The 15,417-nt window shown below is 60.4% G+C and carries 12 protein-coding genes; 3 read left to right on the top strand and 9 right to left on the bottom strand.

Annotated elements, in window-relative coordinates:
- Window positions 1-6: 6 nt before the first annotated feature.
- The 7 genes from mlaE to B9Z47_RS17690 form a co-directional block, all read right to left on the bottom strand.
- A complete protein-coding gene (gene mlaE / locus B9Z47_RS17720; protein ID WP_108332537.1) occupies window positions 7-789 on the bottom strand; it encodes a lipid asymmetry maintenance ABC transporter permease subunit MlaE in 783 nt (260 codons plus the stop codon).
- Entirely contained in the window at window positions 786-1,601 is an 816-nt protein-coding gene (locus B9Z47_RS17715; RefSeq protein WP_108332557.1) for an ABC transporter ATP-binding protein, read from the bottom strand. Before B9Z47_RS17715 ends, mlaE begins: the two co-directional genes overlap by 4 nt.
- A 105-nt stretch (window positions 1,602-1,706) precedes the next feature.
- Complete coding sequence (locus B9Z47_RS17710; RefSeq protein ID WP_108332536.1) at window positions 1,707-3,188, bottom strand: glutamate synthase subunit beta; 1,482 nt, start codon at window positions 3,186-3,188, stop codon at window positions 1,707-1,709.
- A 29-nt stretch (window positions 3,189-3,217) separates the two neighbouring features.
- Window positions 3,218-7,963 carry a glutamate synthase-related protein gene (locus B9Z47_RS17705; protein WP_108332535.1) on the bottom strand — a complete coding sequence of 1,582 codons (4,746 nt, stop codon included), beginning with the start codon at window positions 7,961-7,963 and terminating at the stop codon, window positions 3,218-3,220.
- A gap of 133 nt (window positions 7,964-8,096) precedes the next feature.
- Window positions 8,097-8,804, bottom strand: a complete 708-nt coding sequence (locus B9Z47_RS17700; RefSeq protein ID WP_108332534.1) for a transposase — start codon at window positions 8,802-8,804, stop codon at window positions 8,097-8,099.
- Between the two features lie 50 nt (window positions 8,805-8,854).
- Window positions 8,855-9,721, bottom strand: coding sequence for an SAM-dependent methyltransferase (locus B9Z47_RS17695; RefSeq protein ID WP_108332533.1), 867 nt, complete (start codon window positions 9,719-9,721; stop codon window positions 8,855-8,857).
- Window positions 9,718-10,272, bottom strand: coding sequence for a DUF1415 domain-containing protein (locus tag B9Z47_RS17690; RefSeq protein WP_108332532.1), 555 nt, complete (start codon window positions 10,270-10,272; stop codon window positions 9,718-9,720). The genes B9Z47_RS17695 and B9Z47_RS17690 overlap by 4 nt, the downstream gene beginning before the upstream one ends.
- Window positions 10,273-10,341: 69 nt before the next feature.
- Between B9Z47_RS17690 and B9Z47_RS17685 the strand changes: the two genes are divergently transcribed.
- Window positions 10,342-12,159: an NAD(P)/FAD-dependent oxidoreductase gene (locus tag B9Z47_RS17685; RefSeq protein WP_108332531.1), complete on the top strand. Its 1,818-nt coding sequence runs from the start codon at window positions 10,342-10,344 to the stop codon at window positions 12,157-12,159.
- Here B9Z47_RS17685 and B9Z47_RS17680 read toward each other — a convergent pair.
- Window positions 12,133-12,873 carry a Crp/Fnr family transcriptional regulator gene (locus tag B9Z47_RS17680; RefSeq protein WP_108332530.1) on the bottom strand — a complete coding sequence of 247 codons (741 nt, stop codon included), beginning with the start codon at window positions 12,871-12,873 and terminating at the stop codon, window positions 12,133-12,135. The genes B9Z47_RS17685 and B9Z47_RS17680 overlap by 27 nt on opposite strands.
- A gap of 226 nt (window positions 12,874-13,099) precedes the next feature.
- On the opposite strand from B9Z47_RS17680, the gene B9Z47_RS17675 reads away from it, so the two are divergent.
- Together B9Z47_RS17675 and B9Z47_RS17670 are read left to right on the top strand one after the other, a co-directional pair.
- Window positions 13,100-13,756 carry a Crp/Fnr family transcriptional regulator gene (locus tag B9Z47_RS17675; protein WP_158271708.1) on the top strand — a complete coding sequence of 219 codons (657 nt, stop codon included), beginning with the start codon at window positions 13,100-13,102 and terminating at the stop codon, window positions 13,754-13,756.
- Between the two features lie 153 nt (window positions 13,757-13,909).
- On the top strand, window positions 13,910-14,653 hold the full coding sequence (locus B9Z47_RS17670; RefSeq protein ID WP_108332528.1) for a Crp/Fnr family transcriptional regulator: 744 nt from the start codon (window positions 13,910-13,912) through the stop codon (window positions 14,651-14,653).
- Here B9Z47_RS17670 and B9Z47_RS17665 read toward each other — a convergent pair.
- Window positions 14,635-15,279: a response regulator transcription factor gene (locus B9Z47_RS17665; RefSeq protein ID WP_108332527.1), complete on the bottom strand. Its 645-nt coding sequence runs from the start codon at window positions 15,277-15,279 to the stop codon at window positions 14,635-14,637. The genes B9Z47_RS17670 and B9Z47_RS17665 overlap by 19 nt on opposite strands.
- Between the last annotated feature and the right edge of the window lie 138 nt (window positions 15,280-15,417).

Here is a 15,417-nt window from a genome sequence, read left to right as displayed (position 1 = left end):
TCCTCCTCAAATGCTGAACATCATCGCGGTCAGGATGAAATCCAGCCCCAACACCGACAAAGAAGAAACCACCACACTGCGGGTGGTGGCACTGGCCACACCCTCAGGCGTGGGCTTGGCCACATACCCCTGCAGCAAGGCAATGAAAGTCACCGCAACGGCAAACACCACACTCTTGATGATGCCGTTGCCCACGTCCTTGAAGACATCAACCCCGCCTTGCATCTGGCTCCAGAATGAACCTGCATCCACGCCAATGAGCAAGACGCCCACCACATAGCCGCCAAAAATTCCCACCGCACTGAACACCGCCGCCAGCAAGGGCAAGGCAATGATGCCGCCCCAAAAGCGCGGAGCCAAAATGCGCTGCACCGGGTCGACCGCCATCATCTCCAGGGCCGTGAGCTGCTCGCCCGCTCGCATGAGGCCGATCTCGGCCGTGAGCGACGCGCCGGCACGACCGGCATACAGCAAAGCCGCCACCACCGGCCCCAACTCGCGCACCAAGCTGAGCGCCACCAACAGGCCCAGTGCTTCAGCGGAGCCATAACGCTGCAAGGTGTAGTAGCCCTGCAAACTCAGCACAAAACCCACAAACAGGCCAGACACGGTGATGATGGCCAGCGAATAATTGCCCAGGAAATGCACCTGGTCGCGCACCAAGCCAAAGCGCCTGAGCGCGGCCCCCGACATGCCCAGAAGCTTGAAAAACAAACGGGCACCAAAGCCCCAATCGGCCAGCATCTGGCGAGTGGATGCACCCAAAGCACCCAACAAGGCGGTGATCATGCCGACCTCCGGTCATAGTCCTGTACAGCCGTAGGTGCCGGGTAGTGGAAAGGTACTGGGCCGTCGCTCAAGGCATGCACAAATTGGTGGATCAGTGGATCGGAGCTGGCGCGCAGCTCGGCGGGGGTGCCTTGTGCAGCCACGCCACCGTTGGCCAGGATGACCACATGGTCGGCAATTTCAAAGGTCTCGGTCACATCGTGCGACACCACCACACTGGTGATGCCCAGACTGTCGTTCAGTCGGCGAATCAGGCGCGCCGCCGTGCCCAGCGAGATCGGGTCCAGTCCGGCAAAGGGCTCGTCGTACATGATGAGGTCCGGGTCCAGCGCAATGGCGCGGGCCAAAGCCACGCGGCGGCTCATGCCACCTGAAATTTCAGAGGGTTTCAAATCACGCGCACCCCGCAACCCCACCGCATCGAGCTTCATCAGCACGATGTCGCGAATCAGGTCATTCGACAAATGTGTGTGTTCGCGCAAAGGAAACGCCACGTTGTCGAACACACTCATGTCGGTGAACAGTGCGCCGAACTGGAACAGCATGCCCATGCGGCGACGGGCTGCGTAAAGCTCGGCCTGGCGCATGGAGGTGATGTCCTGGCCATCAAACAGCAATTGCCCCTGGCTGGCCCGGATCTGTCCGCCAATCAGGCGCAGTACCGTGGTTTTACCGCCACCGGACACGCCCATCAGGGCCGTGACTTGTCCTCGCGGCACATTGAAGCTCAAGTTCTTCAAGATGACACGGTCGCCATACCCGAAGGTCAGGTTGCGCAATTCAACAAGGGAGGGCGTGGTTTGGGTAGTCATGAAAAACAAGAGCCGGACAAACCGGCTCTTGCAATGTTAAAGGCCTCAGGTCAAGCGTGTGTGAACCTGCAACGGTCTAGGGATTCTACCTAGAACCCAGTAGCCTCAGCGTGGCAGGTCGCTTTGCCCCATCAGGAACTCGTCCACAGCGCGTGCAGCCTGACGGCCTTCGCGGATCGCCCACACGACGAGCGATTGGCCACGGCGCATGTCACCGGCGGCGAACACCTTGTTCACATTGGTGGCATAGCCGCCGGTGAAGTCGGTTGTGGCCTTGGCGTTGCCACGGGCGTCCTTGTCGATGCCGAAGGCGTCGAGCACGGTGGCGACCGGGTTGGTGAAGCCCATGGCCAGCAGGACCATGTCGGCTTTGTATTCCTGCTCGGTGCCGGGCACTTCGACCATCTTGCCGTCTTTGAACTCGACGTGCACAGTCTTCAAGCCCGTGACTTTGCCTTTTTCACCGATGAACTCTTTGGTGGAGATGGCAAATTCGCGCTTGAGCAGGCCTTTTTCGGCGCTTTCGTCGTGGCTGGAGCTGGTGCGCAGCTTCATGGGCCAGTAAGGCCAGACCATCAACTTGTTTTCTTTTTCGGGTGGCTCGGGCATCACCTCGAACTGGGTCACGCTCACAGCGCCATGGCGTGTACTGGTGCCCACGCAGTCGCTGCCGGTGTCGCCGCCGCCGATCACGATGACGTTTTTGCCATCAGCGCGCAGTTGGCCTTTGAGCTTGTCACCCGCATTGACCTTGTTTTGCTGGGGCAGGAACTCCATGGCGAAATGGATGCCGTCCAGATCGCGGCCGGGCACGGGCAGGTCACGCGACTGCTCGGAGCCGCCCGTGAGCAGCACGGCGTCAAAGTCTTTCTTGAGCTGTTCGGCACTGATGGTTTCTTTGGCCCAGTTGGTGACCTTGGAATCCTTGGGCCACTCACCGACCAGCACGCTGGTACGGATGTGGACGCCTTCGGCTTCGAGCTGTTTGACGCGGCGGTCGATGTGCGACTTGTCCATCTTGAAGTCAGGGATGCCATAGCGCAGCAAACCACCCACGCGGTCGTTCTTTTCGAACAAGGTCACGTCGTGACCGGCGCGGGCCAGCTGCTGGGCAGCGGCCAGGCCTGCGGGGCCTGCACCGATCACGGCAACTTTTTTGCCGGTCTTGACCTTGGCAGGACGGGGTGTGACCCAGCCTTCGGCCCAAGCGCGGTCGATGATGGCGTGCTCGATCGACTTGATGCCCACGGCGTCGTCGTTGAAGTTGACCACGCAAGCCGCCTCGCAAGGTGCGGGGCAGATGCGGCCGGTGAACTCGGGGAAGTTGTTGGTGCTGTGCAGCACCTCAATGGCGTTTTGCCAGTCGCCCTTGTAGACCAGGTCGTTGAAGTCCGGAATGATGTTGTTGACCGGGCAGCCGTTGTTGCAAAACGGTGTGCCGCAGTCCATGCAACGCGCCGCTTGTGTTTTCGACTGCTCGGGTGTCAAGCCGATCACGAATTCGCCGTAGTTTTTCAGGCGCTCGGCAACAGGCTGGTAGCCCTCTTCGATGCGCTCAAATTCCATGAAACCGGTGATTTTTCCCATGATGTTTCCTTCGATTCTTGACTTGGGGCTCAGGCGGCCACAGGCTTGGCGGCCTTGGCTGCTTTGCGGGCGTTGATTTCGCCCAGAGCACGCTTGTATTCGTTCGGGAACACCTTCACGAACTTGGCACGGGCCGTGGCCCAGTTGTCCAGCAACTCGCGGGCGCGCTGGCTGCCGGTCCACTTGTGGTGGTCTTCCAGCAGTTTCTTCAGCTGCGCTTCGTCGCTCTGGTCGCGGTGCCACACCTTGCGGTCAATTTGCGCTTCCTGCTCGGCGGCAGACAACACCTTTTCCATGCTGACCATGGCGGTGTTGCAGCGCGAGGCGAATTCGCCGTCTTCGTCATACACATAGGCGATACCGCCGCTCATGCCTGCGCCAAAGTTGCGGCCGGTTTTACCCAAGACCGCGACCGTGCCGCCGGTCATGTATTCGCAACCGTGGTCGCCTGTGCCTTCGACCACCGCAGTCGCGCCCGACAAACGAACGGCAAAGCGCTCACCGGCCACGCCGGCAAAGAAAGCCTCACCGGTGGTCGCACCGTACATGACGGTGTTGCCCACAATGATGTTTTGCGCGGCCACGCCACGGAACTCCAGGCTCGGACGCACCACCACGCGACCGCCCGACAAGCCTTTGCCGGTGTAGTCGTTGGCTTCGCCGATCAGGTACAGCGTGATGCCCTTGGCCAGGAACGCACCAAACGACTGACCGCCTGTGCCTTCCAGTTGAATGCGCAGGGTGTCGTCAGGCAAACCTTCGGGGTGCACTTTGGTCACGGCACCAGACAACATGGCACCGACCGAGCGGTTCACGTTGCGGGCGACTTCCATGAACTGCACTTTTTCGCCCTTGTCGATGGCAGCGCGGCTCTTGGCGATCAGCACGTTGTCCAAAGCCTTTTCCAGACCATGGTCCTGGGTTTGCACATGGCGCACGTCGGCGTCCATCGTGACTTGGGGCACGGCCAGCAGGCGGCCGAAGTCCAGACCACGGGCCTTCCAATGGCTCACACCAGCGCGCATGTCGAGCAGGTCGGCGCGGCCCACCAGGTCGTCGAACTTGGCGATGCCCAGCTGGGCCATGATCTGGCGCACTTCTTCCGCGATGAAGAAGAAGTAGTTCACGACGTGCTCTGGCTTGCCGGTGAACTTGGCGCGCAGTGTGGGGTCTTGCGTGGCCACTCCCACCGGGCAGGTGTTCAGGTGGCACTTGCGCATCATGATGCAACCCTCAACCACCAGCGGTGCGGTGGCGAAGCCGAACTCGTCAGCACCCAACAAAGCGCCAATCGCCACGTCGCGGCCGGTCTTCATCTGGCCATCGGCCTGCACACGGATGCGACCACGCAAGCCGTTGAGCACCAGGGTCTGCTGGGTTTCGGCCAGACCGATTTCCCAGGGCGAGCCCGCATGCTTGACAGACGACCAGGGCGAAGCGCCTGTGCCGCCGTCGTGGCCAGCGATCACCACGTGGTCGGCCTTGCACTTGGCCACACCGGCGGCAATCGTGCCGACGCCGATTTCGGACACGAGCTTGACGCTGATGTCGCTGTGCGGCGCCACGTTCTTCAGGTCGTGGATCAGCTGGGCCAAATCCTCGATGGAATAGATGTCGTGGTGTGGGGGTGGCGAAATCAGGCCGACACCGGGCACCGAGTGGCGCAGCTTGCCGATGTACTCGGACACTTTGCCGCCAGGCAACTGACCGCCTTCGCCGGGCTTGGCGCCCTGGGCCATCTTGATCTGGATCTGGTCGGCGCTCGACAGGTATTCGGCGGTGACACCGAAACGGCCCGAAGCGACCTGCTTGATGCGCGAACGCAGCGAGTCTCCAGCTTGCAAAGGCAAATCGACTTCGACGTTTTCTTCACCGATCACGCTCTTGAGTGAATCGCCCAACTTGATCGGGATGCCTTTGAGTTCGTTGCGGTAACGCGCCGAGTCTTCGCCGCCTTCACCGGTGTTGCTCTTGCCGCCAATGCGGTTCATGGCCACAGCCAAGGTGGCGTGCGCTTCGGTCGAAATCGATCCCAAAGACATCGCGCCCGTGGCGAAACGCTTGACGATCTCGGCCGCAGGTTCGACCTGCTCCAGCGGAATGGCTTTGGACGGGTCGATCTTGAACTCGAACAGACCGCGCAGCGTCATGTGGCGCTTGCTTTGGTCGTTGATGATCTGCGCGTATTCCTTGTAGGTGCTGAAGTTGTTGGCACGGGTGGAGTGCTGCAACTTGGCAATCGCGTCGGGCGTCCACATGTGCTCTTCGCCACGGGCGCGCCAGGCGTATTCGCCGCCAGCGTCCAGCATGGTGGCCAGCACAGGATCGTCGCCAAAGGCGGCTGTGTGCATGCGCAAGGCTTCTTCGGCGATTTCGAACACGCCGATGCCGCCCACGCGGCTGGCGGTGCCGGTGAAGTACTTGTTGATGGTTTCGCTGTTGATGCCGATGGCTTCAAACAGTTGCGCACCGCAGTACGACATGTAGGTGCTCACGCCCATCTTGGACATGATCTTGGACAGACCCTTGCCAATCGCCTTGACGTAGTTGTAGATGGCTTTGTCGGCCGACAAATCACCGGGCAGCTCTTTGTGCAGCGCAGCCAACGTTTCCATCGCCAGGTAGGGATGCACGGCTTCTGCGCCGTAACCGGCCAGCACGGCGAAGTGGTGCACTTCGCGGGCGGTGCCGGTCTCGACCACCAGACCGGCCGTGGTACGCAGGCCTTCGGTCACCAGGTGCTGGTGGATGGCCGACAGCGCCAGCAACGCAGGCACGGCCACTTGGGTGGCGCTCACGCCACGGTCGCTGATGATCAGGATGTTGTGGCCGCCCTTGATGGCGTCCACGGCTTCAGCGCAAAGCGAGGCCAGCTTGGCTTCCACGCCTTCGCGGCCCCACAGCGCGGGGTAGGTGATGTCCAGCGTCGCGCTCTTGAACTTGCCCTTGGTGGCTTGCTCGATGTTGCGCAGCTTGGCCATGTCGGCGAAGTCCAGGATCGGCTGGCTTACTTCCAGGCGCATGGGCGGGTTGACCTGGTTGATGTCCAGCAGGTTCGGCTTGGGGCCGATGAAGGACACCAGCGACATCACGATGGCTTCGCGGATCGGGTCGATCGGCGGGTTGGTCACTTGCGCGAACAACTGCTTGAAGTAGTTGTACAGCGGCTTGTTCTTGTCAGACAGCACGGCCAGCGGGCTGTCGTTGCCCATGGAGCCAATGGCTTCTTCACCGGCAGAGGCCATCGGGGCCAGCAAGAACTTGATGTCTTCCTGGGTGGTGCCAAAGGCTTGCTGCAGGTCGAGCAATTCGGGCGATGCGGCACTGGTGCCCACCGACTGTGGTTCGGTTTGGCTGATGGGCAGCTCTTGCGCGCCTTCACCGGCCACGGCGTGCTCCACATCGTCGAGGCGGATGCGCAGGTTCTCGATCCACTGCTTGTAAGGCTTGGCGCTGGCCAGACCGGCCTTCAACTCTTCGTCGTTGATCATGCGGCCTTGTTCCAGATCGATCAGGAACATCTTGCCGGGCTGCAGACGCCACTTGCGCACGATCTTGCTTTCGGGGATCGGCAGCACGCCGGTTTCCGAACCCATGATGACCATGTCGTCGTCGGTGATGATGTAGCGCGATGGGCGCAGGCCGTTGCGGTCCAGCGTGGCGCCAATCTGGCGGCCATCGGTGAACACGATCGAGGCCGGGCCGTCCCATGGCTCCAGCATGGCGGCGTGGTATTCATAGAAGGCCTTGCGGCGCTCGTCCATGGTGGTGTGCTGTTCCCAAGGCTCGGGGATCATCATCATCACGGCCTGGCTGATGGGGTAGCCCGCCATGGTCAGCAGTTCCAGGCAGTTGTCGAAGGTGGCGGTGTCGGACTGACCGGCAAAGCTGATGGGGTAGAGCTTTTGCAGGTCGGCGGCCAGCACGGGCGAAGACATCACGCCTTCTCGCGCCTTCATCCAGTTGTAGTTGCCCTTGACGGTGTTGATCTCGCCGTTGTGCGCCACATAGCGGTAGGGGTGAGCCAATGGCCACTCGGGGAAAGTGTTGGTGGAGAAACGCTGGTGCACCAGGCCCAGGGCCGAGACGCAACGCTCGTCTTGCAGGTCGAGGTAATAGGTACCGACCTGGTCGGCCAACAGCAAGCCCTTGTAGACCGCGGTGCGGCTGGACATGCTGGGGATGTAGTACTCGTTGCTGTGCGTGAGGTTCAGGGCCTGGATCGCGGCGCTGGCGGTCTTGCGGATCACGTACAGCTTGCGCTCAAGGGCGTCCTGCACGATCACGTCGGCACCACGGCCGATGAAGATCTGGCGCATGACCGGCTCTTTTTCGCGCACGCGAGGCGACATGGGCATCTCACGGTTCACGGGCACATCGCGCCAGCCGAGCACCACCTGGCCTTCGGCCTTGACAGCACGCTCCAGCTCCTGCTCGCAAGCCATGCGCGAGGCGTGCTCTTTGGGCAAGAAGACCATGCCCACACCGTATTCGCCAAACGGTGGCAAGGCCACACCTTGCTTGGCCATCTCGTCGCGGTACAGCGCATCGGGCAGCTGGATCAGGATACCGGCACCGTCGCCCATGAGCGCGTCCGCACCCACAGCACCCCGGTGGTCCAGGTTTTCAAGGATCTTGAGCGCCTGCGTCACGATGGCATGGGTCTTGTGACCCTTGATGTGGGCCACAAAGCCGACACCGCAAGCATCGTGCTCATTGGCCGGGTCGTACAGACCGGTGGTTTGGAAATGTTCTTTATCGGCTGCCGTGGACATGGCGCACTCCTAAGGGTTTTTACGCAGATCGAGGAGTGTAGTGCACAGCAGCAACCATGCCAATCTTTTTAATTGGGGTCAGATCCCAATTAATTTTCATTTTCAACGAATTCTGAATTAATTGGGGACGGATTCAATTCACCACAGGTCCGGCTGTCTTTTTGAACGGCCGTCCGGCCTTGCCAGGGACCAGTCGCCTCGCCGTGGACTGCTGCAACTGCCCCACAAAATCATCCGAACCCAGCGCCCAACCCGACAAGGCCGTTTGGGTCAACCGGTCTTTTTCGGACTGCGCCAAACCGGTCTGAACGAGTTCGGCATAGGCCGCCTCGCGCGCAAACGGGGTGTTGCCCAAGCCCCAAAAAAGGGCATGCGGGGTCACCCATTTGTCGCTCACCTGCCCAATACAGTGCCTGTGGGTTGACCATTTGTAGTCGGCAGCTTGCGCCACCATGCCCGCCCGCACCGGGTTGAGGTCGATGTAAACCATGCAGGCCAAAAGATAACGCTCACTCTCAATCAGGTTGCTGCGGTAGCGCCCTTCCCACAGCGTGCCGGTGCGCTGGTGCCGCAAATTGAAATAGCGCACATAGGCCCGGCCCACCGCCTGCATCATCTGCGGCAGGCCCTCATCGGTTTCGGGCGTGACCAGCAAATGGAAGTGGTTGTCCATGATCACCCAGGCATGGATAGCCACCTTGAAAGTCCTGGCGTGCTCTTGCCACAACGCCAGCAAACGCTCCCGGTCGGCATCGTCGCGCACGATGGCCTGGCGGTCGTTGCCACGCTGGATGACGTGGTGCGGATAACCGGCAACGGTGAGGCGGGGCTGGCGGGCCATGGCGAATCTCCTTGAAAGAGATGGCCAGTTTAATGGGGATCTGACCCCGATTAATTCACCACCAGCGGATACCGCCCACCCATCAGCCCCTCCACCCCAAACTCCTTCAACAACGCCAGCAACCGCTCGCCGGAGGCGCGTTTTTTCTGGCCAGTGTATTTGGCCAGGATCAGCTCGTTCTTCATGCTGTGCTCCCAGCCCACCAGCTCGGTCACTGTGACCTGGTAGCCCTGTGACTCCAAATACAGGCAACGGAGCACATTGGTCAGTTGGCTGCCCACTTCGCGGGTGTGCAGAGGGTGACGCCACAGCTCGGCCAGGGGGGTGCGCTGCAAATTGAGCGCCTTGTTCTGGTTGAGCGCTCGGGCCAGTTCGGCTTGGCAGCAGGGCACCAGCACCATGAACTTGGCTTTCTTTTGCAGGCCAAAAGCGATGGCATCGTCGGTGGCGGTGTCGCAGGCGTGCAGGGCCGTCACCACGTCGATCTGCGCGGGCATTTCATCGCTTTGGGTGGACTCGGCCACGCTCACGTTCAAAAAGCGCATGCGCTCAAAACCCAGCCGCCCAGCCAGCGCTTTGGACGATTCGACCAGCTCGCTGCGCGTTTCGATGCCGTAGATCGTGCCTTGGCCCAGCGCTTTGAAAAACAGGTCGTAAATGATGAAACCCAGATACGACTTGCCTGCACCGTGGTCGGCGAGCGTGGGGCCGCTGTCGCTGGCGGGCAATTCGAGCAGCAGCTTTTCGATGAACTGGAACAGGTGGTAGACCTGCTTGAGCTTGCGGCGCGAGTCCTGGTTGAGCTTGCCGTCGCGGGTCAGGATGTGCAGTTGCTTGAGCAACTCGACCGATTGACCCGGGCGCACTTCGGGCGGCAGCTCGGTTGTGGCTGCAACGGCAGGCGTGCGTTTTTTCATGGCGTCGGTCCCACGTCCAATGCCTTCCAGCCCTCGGCACCCAACTTCTCCATCGTGGCGATGTTGGTCTCGTAAATCATCTCGGCCTCGGGAAAAGCCTCCACCGCCCGGTCAATGCTTTCCTCTCGCAGCAGGTGCAGCGTGGGGTAAGGCGAGCGGTTGGTGAAATTGGTGATGTCGTCCGGCTCGGTGTCGGCGAACTGAAACTCGGGGTGGAAACTCGCCACCTGGAACACGCCTTCCATGTCCAGCTCTTGCAGCACCGCATCGGCTTCGTCCAGAAAGTCGTTGAACTCCAGAAAGTCCCGCAGCATCTGCGGAACGATCAGCAACACCGTCTCGCGCTCTTCGGCAGACGTGGCGGCCAGCGCCTGCAACTGCTCGATCAGCTCATCACGCAGGCCTTCAAGGCCTTTGGCCTCGCTCAGCACGTAATGGATCTGGCCTTTGACATGCGGGGCTTTGGCAAAGGGGCACAGGTTCAGGCCGATCACGGCGCGTTCAAGCCAGCGCACGGTGTCGGCAATTTCGGGGGCATTCATTTCGGTCATGCCGTGATTGTGCCGTGTTGGGGGCGGCGATAATCACGGCTTCTTGCTTGATAACCACAAGCCACGACCATGATCCGAATTTCCGAACTCAAACTCCCCCTCTCGGCACTGCCCGTTGAAGTGCGCCGCGCTGCCGATGCGCCGTCTGAAACCGACGAAGACCGCTTGCCGACACCGCACCCCGAGGCGGCACTGCGTCAACTGGTCGCCAAGACCTTGGGCACAGCCGAACAAGACATTGCCACACTCCAAGTGTTCAAGCGCAGCTTTGACGCCCGCAAGGCCGACTTGCTGGCGGTGTACATCGTGGACGTTGCACTGCTTGATGCCCAGGCCGAAAGTGCACTGCTGCAAAAGCTGGCGCAGCACCCGCACGTCCAGCCCACACCCGACATGACCTGGCATGCGCCTTGCCATGCGCCCCAAGACTTCGGTCAGCGCGAAGACGAACGCCCGGTGGTCGTGGGCTTCGGGCCTTGCGGCATGTTTGCAGCACTGGCCCTGGCGCAAATGGGCTTCAAACCCATCGTGCTCGAACGGGGCAAACCCGTGCGCGAACGCACCAAGGACACCTGGGGCCTGTGGCGCAAGAAAGTGCTCCATCCCGAAAGCAATGTGCAGTTTGGCGAAGGTGGTGCAGGCACGTTTTCAGACGGCAAACTTTACAGCCAGATCAAGGACCCGCGACACCTGGGTCGCAAGGTGATTCATGAGTTCGTCAAGGCCGGCGCACCGGCCGACATCCTGTATGCCGCACACCCGCACATCGGCACGTTCAAGCTGGTCAAGGTGGTCGAGAACATTCGCGAGCAGATCATGGCACTCGGTGGCGAAATCCGTTTCGAGCAGCGCGTGAGCGACCTCTTGCTGTCCACGGGTACCAACGGCCTCCAATTGACAGGCCTTCAGGTGCAGGATCTGCGAACGGGCAAGCTCCAAACCTTGCACACCCAACACGCCGTGCTGGCCCTGGGCCACAGCGCACGCGACACCTTTGTCATGCTGCACCGCCGTGGTGTGGCCATGCAAGCCAAAGCGTTTTCGATTGGCGTGCGCATTGAGCACCCGCAAAGCGTGATCGACCAAGCCCGCTGGGGCCGCCACGCAGGCCACCCGCTGCTGGGTGCGGCCGACTACAAGCTGGTGCACCACGCGCAAAACGGCCGTGCCGTCTACAGCTTTTGCATGTGCCCCGGCGGCACGGTGGTGGCGGCCACCAGCGAGCCAGGCCGCGTGGTCACCAACGGCATGAGCCAGTACTCGCGCAACGAACGCAATGCCAACGCCGGCATGGTGGTGGCCATCGACCCACCCGACTACCCGCTGGACACCGCCGCCTGGCAAGCCGCTTTTGGCGACGTGGACGGCACGCAACTCGCGCTAGAGGCCCAGCAACTCGCCGCGCAGCAGCCCCCTGCTCCGCACCCCCTGTCGGGCATCGTGCTGCAGAGGCAACTGGAAACACGGGCCTTTGAAGTGGGCGGCAGCAACTACGAAGCGCCCGGCCAACTGGTGGGCGACTTTCTGGCCCAGCGCCCCTCCACCACCTGGGGCAACGTGCAGCCGTCCTACAAACCCGGCGTGAAGTTGACCGACCTGGCCACCGTGCTGCCCGACTACGCGGTCGCCGCCATGCGCGAAGCCCTGCCGGTGTTCGGCCGCAAGATCAAAGGCTACGACATGCACGACGCGGTCATGACCGGGGTGGAAACGCGCACGTCATCGCCCCTGAAAATACCGCGTGGTGAGAATCTTGAGAGCGTCAACACGCAAGGCGTGTTCCCTGCGGGAGAGGGTGCCAGTTACGCAGGGGGCATTTTGTCGGCAGGGGTCGACGGCATCAAAGTGGCCGAAGCCCTGTCACGGTCCATCATGGGCTTGCGCTGAATCACCCCCTTGCACCTGCAGATGGCACGAGCAAGCCAGTTGCTCCAAACGTGCAGGCGCTGACGTGTGCAGCAACGTCGACGCCATCGCTTCATGCTCAGGCAGCAGGTCGGCAGACGAGGGGGATTCCAGCCGGATGGCCGCATGCGCCTGCAACGTGACCAAGGCGCTCTGGAACTGCTCAGGTGACACACACAACCAGTGCTTGAGTTCGGCCAGCTGAATTTGCAGACTGGGCTGCGGATTCTGGTTCAGGCAAATCAACAACCAGCTCGCCATGCGCTGCGCCACACCATGGTGCTGGACGCAATACGTCATTTGAGCCACCTGGCGAATCAATTGCTGCGAGGCTTTTGCAGTTTCCAACAGCCAGTCGGCATAGCGCTGCGAATCGCTTTGCACCAGCGACCAATTGAACCGATGTGCGTGCCCCGGCACCAAAACATGCGCCTGAAAAGGCCCGGGTTGCCAATACCCGGGCAGCAAGCAACTGTGGCGGCCCGCAACGGCCAGCACTGTGGCGGCCCCCTGGGGTCCAGGTCGCCACAAGCTGACCAGGCCTTCTTCCGGGAAGTACACATGGGCGTTGCTGTCGGTGCCTTCAAGCGGCCAGGCACCTGGCGTCAACGGCACCCGTTCCAGGCTGGCCGCAGCATCCGGAACGGCCCGCAGCAAACGGCTGAGCAGCGTGTTGTTGGATTTTTCGAGGGTCACGGTGGAGGCCTTACATGCGGTGACAAACGGGTCGTGCCCTGCATGTCGTCTGCGTTGGTTTTAACTTGATTTTATGTTCTCTATCGAACATTCAAACCTGACCGAAACCGTTAGATTGACGATGACAGGAACTTATACTAGCCCTCCATGCCCACCGGACAACACGCATCCTCTTTCAGCCCGTGACCTCGCAAGCTTCGGCCAACCCACCGTGGGGGTGTTTTCTGTGACTCTTTCCCAGAACAGCCTGTTCACCCAACTGACCGACATAGAGCAGACCCTGTTGCAAGCCCTTTGCGAGCCCGTGGCATTGAAGGCGGGGCAAATGCTCAACCCTCAGGCTTCAGACACTGCAGCTCAGGTTTATTTTCTGACCGGTGCCACCGTGGCCCTGATGGTCCAAGGGGGACCTCGCAGCAGTTTGGCGGTGGGCCTGCTGGGCTCAGACAGTGCCGCAGGTCTGGAATACGCACTCAACGCCTCCACACCACAACTGCAATTTCGTGTGCAAACAACCGGCCATGCCTGGGGTGTGAAAGCCTCCGTCTTTCGTGCGCTCATGCTGCAAAACCCGCACATGCTGGGAATTGTCTCGCACCACCTGTGGCAGCTGGTGGAACATGTTGCAGCAGTGGCGGCCTGCATGCAAACGTTGGACATCCGTGCACGCCTGGCCGCGTGGCTGGTGCTGTCTGCAGAAAAAGCACAAACCACCACCTTGCATCTGACCCATGAACACCTGGCGCACATGCTGGGCGTCAGGCGCGTCAGCATCACCCTGGCGGCTGGTGAATTGCGTGACATGGGCTTGCTGCGCTACACCCGCGGACAACTGCACATTCTCGATCTGTCCGGATTGAAAAAGGCTCACCAACCCCACTGAGGGCCTCGCCCAGACGTCCCCACCGACAGCTTGCAAAAAGTCGCCTGCGCAACAACTTGGACTTTGCTATGTACGGTACCGCACAAATAATCATGGAAAACCCTGATAAATTATGGTTTGAATTTGGCGTTTTTAACAAAAAAACATTAAAAAATGAATTTGAGACAAGCTTGCGGCAATCACATCCTGTCCTCGATTCCCGAATCGGTTTACGAAACATGGCAAGCCCATTTTGAGCACGTCCACTTACCCCAAGGCAAGGTGCTGCACGAGCCCGGTAAAAGCGTTGCCCATGTCTACTTTCCCACGTCGGCCATCGTGTCCTGGATTTATGTGCTGGAAAACGGTGCAACGACAGAAGTAGCCATGACGGGGCGCGAAGGCGTCGTGGGCTTGTACCTGCTGCTGGGCAACGACCCCACACCCAACCAAGCGGTGGTGCAGACCGCAGGCATGGCCATACGCATTCGACTGAGCGTGGTGCTCAACAGTTTCAATGAAGGCCAAGCAGTACAGCGGTTGTTTCTTCGCTTCGCCTACGCGCTGATCAACCAGATGGGCCAAGGCAATGTCTGCAGGCAACACCACAGCGTGGAACAGCAACTTTGCCGCATGTTGCTGATGATCATGGACCGGCAAGACAGCTTGCATGTGCACAAAACCCATGAAGCTTTCAGCAACCTGCTGGGGGTGCGACGAGAGGCCGTCAGCCTGGCTGCTGCCAGGCTGATGCAAGACGGTCTGATCAGTTATTCACGAGGCCGTATGGAAGTGTTGAACCGCCAAGGCCTGCAACAGCAGGCCTGCGAATGCTATGGCGTTCTGAGGCAGCAATATCTGCCCATGCTGCAAAAAAGTCCTCCCAACGACACCGCCACTCAAACCGAAACCATCTGATTGCGGATCGCATAGCGCGTCAGATCAGCGACCTTGTGCAAACCCACTTTGCGCATGATGTTGCGACGATGCACCTCGACGGTGCTGGGTGCAATTTGCAAATCCCGTGCAATTTCCTTGGACGAGAAGCCATCGGCAATCAAGCGCAAAACCTGCTCCTCACGTCCACCCAATTGACCTTTGGCGTGACCATCACCCGAGCGCGACTTGCGCACACTTTCCATCATTTCGGTCGCTGCCGTTTGGCACAAATACATCCGTCCGGCGGCAGCGGCCCGAATGGCCGACATCAAATCATCGATGCTGCTCGTGGTGGACACATAGCCCTTGGCACCAGCGTCCAGGATCTCCATGATCGAGTTGCGGTCCGAGTCGCCCGAAAAAGCCACCATGTTTTTGCAACCCGGGTGCGAATGTATTTGCTGCATCAAAGACAAGTCCTGATGCCCATGGGCATGCATCCCGATCAAGATCACGTCCGGGTCCACCTCGTCGCACAAGCTGTGTGTTTTTTCATCGGTATCGGCCATGCCGACCAAATTGATGTCATGGTGAGTTCTCAAAATGGCGGCGATGCCCTCAGACACCACCTTGTGACGGGAAGACAACAAAACTCGAATCGACATGAGATGCTCCTTCAATCAAACAATCAACCAAAGACCGCAGGGTTTCCAGGTTGCCCTGCGGGATACCCGGGCGAATTCAACATCCGCCATAGGCATCACATGAAGCTTCAGTCTAGAAAGGAAATGATTTTTTGACTG

Origin of the sequence: Limnohabitans sp. 2KL-1, assembly GCF_003063435.1 — a bacterium.
GTDB lineage: Bacteria > Pseudomonadota > Gammaproteobacteria > Burkholderiales > Burkholderiaceae_C > Limnohabitans_A.
This window is presented reverse-complemented; position numbering and strand designations above follow the sequence as displayed.

Excerpts from the sequence above, each read along its gene's own strand:
- B9Z47_RS17690 (WP_108332532.1), bottom strand. The coding sequence starts at position 10,272 with ATGACCGAAATGAATGCCCCCGAAATTGCCGACACCGTGCGCTGGCTT.
- B9Z47_RS17695 (WP_108332533.1), bottom strand. The coding sequence starts at position 9,721 with ATGAAAAAACGCACGCCTGCCGTTGCAGCCACAACCGAGCTGCCGCCC.
- mlaE (WP_108332537.1), bottom strand. The coding sequence starts at position 789 with ATGATCACCGCCTTGTTGGGTGCTTTGGGTGCATCCACTCGCCAGATG.
- B9Z47_RS17715 (WP_108332557.1), bottom strand. The coding sequence starts at position 1,601 with ATGACTACCCAAACCACGCCCTCCCTTGTTGAATTGCGCAACCTGACC.
- B9Z47_RS17710 (WP_108332536.1), bottom strand. The coding sequence starts at position 3,188 with ATGGGAAAAATCACCGGTTTCATGGAATTTGAGCGCATCGAAGAGGGC.
- B9Z47_RS17670 (WP_108332528.1), top strand. The coding sequence starts at position 13,910 with ATGAATTTGAGACAAGCTTGCGGCAATCACATCCTGTCCTCGATTCCC.
- B9Z47_RS17685 (WP_108332531.1), top strand. The coding sequence starts at position 10,342 with ATGATCCGAATTTCCGAACTCAAACTCCCCCTCTCGGCACTGCCCGTT.
- B9Z47_RS17700 (WP_108332534.1), bottom strand. The coding sequence starts at position 8,804 with ATGGCCCGCCAGCCCCGCCTCACCGTTGCCGGTTATCCGCACCACGTC.
- B9Z47_RS17705 (WP_108332535.1), bottom strand. The coding sequence starts at position 7,963 with ATGTCCACGGCAGCCGATAAAGAACATTTCCAAACCACCGGTCTGTAC.
- B9Z47_RS17665 (WP_108332527.1), bottom strand. The coding sequence starts at position 15,279 with ATGTCGATTCGAGTTTTGTTGTCTTCCCGTCACAAGGTGGTGTCTGAG.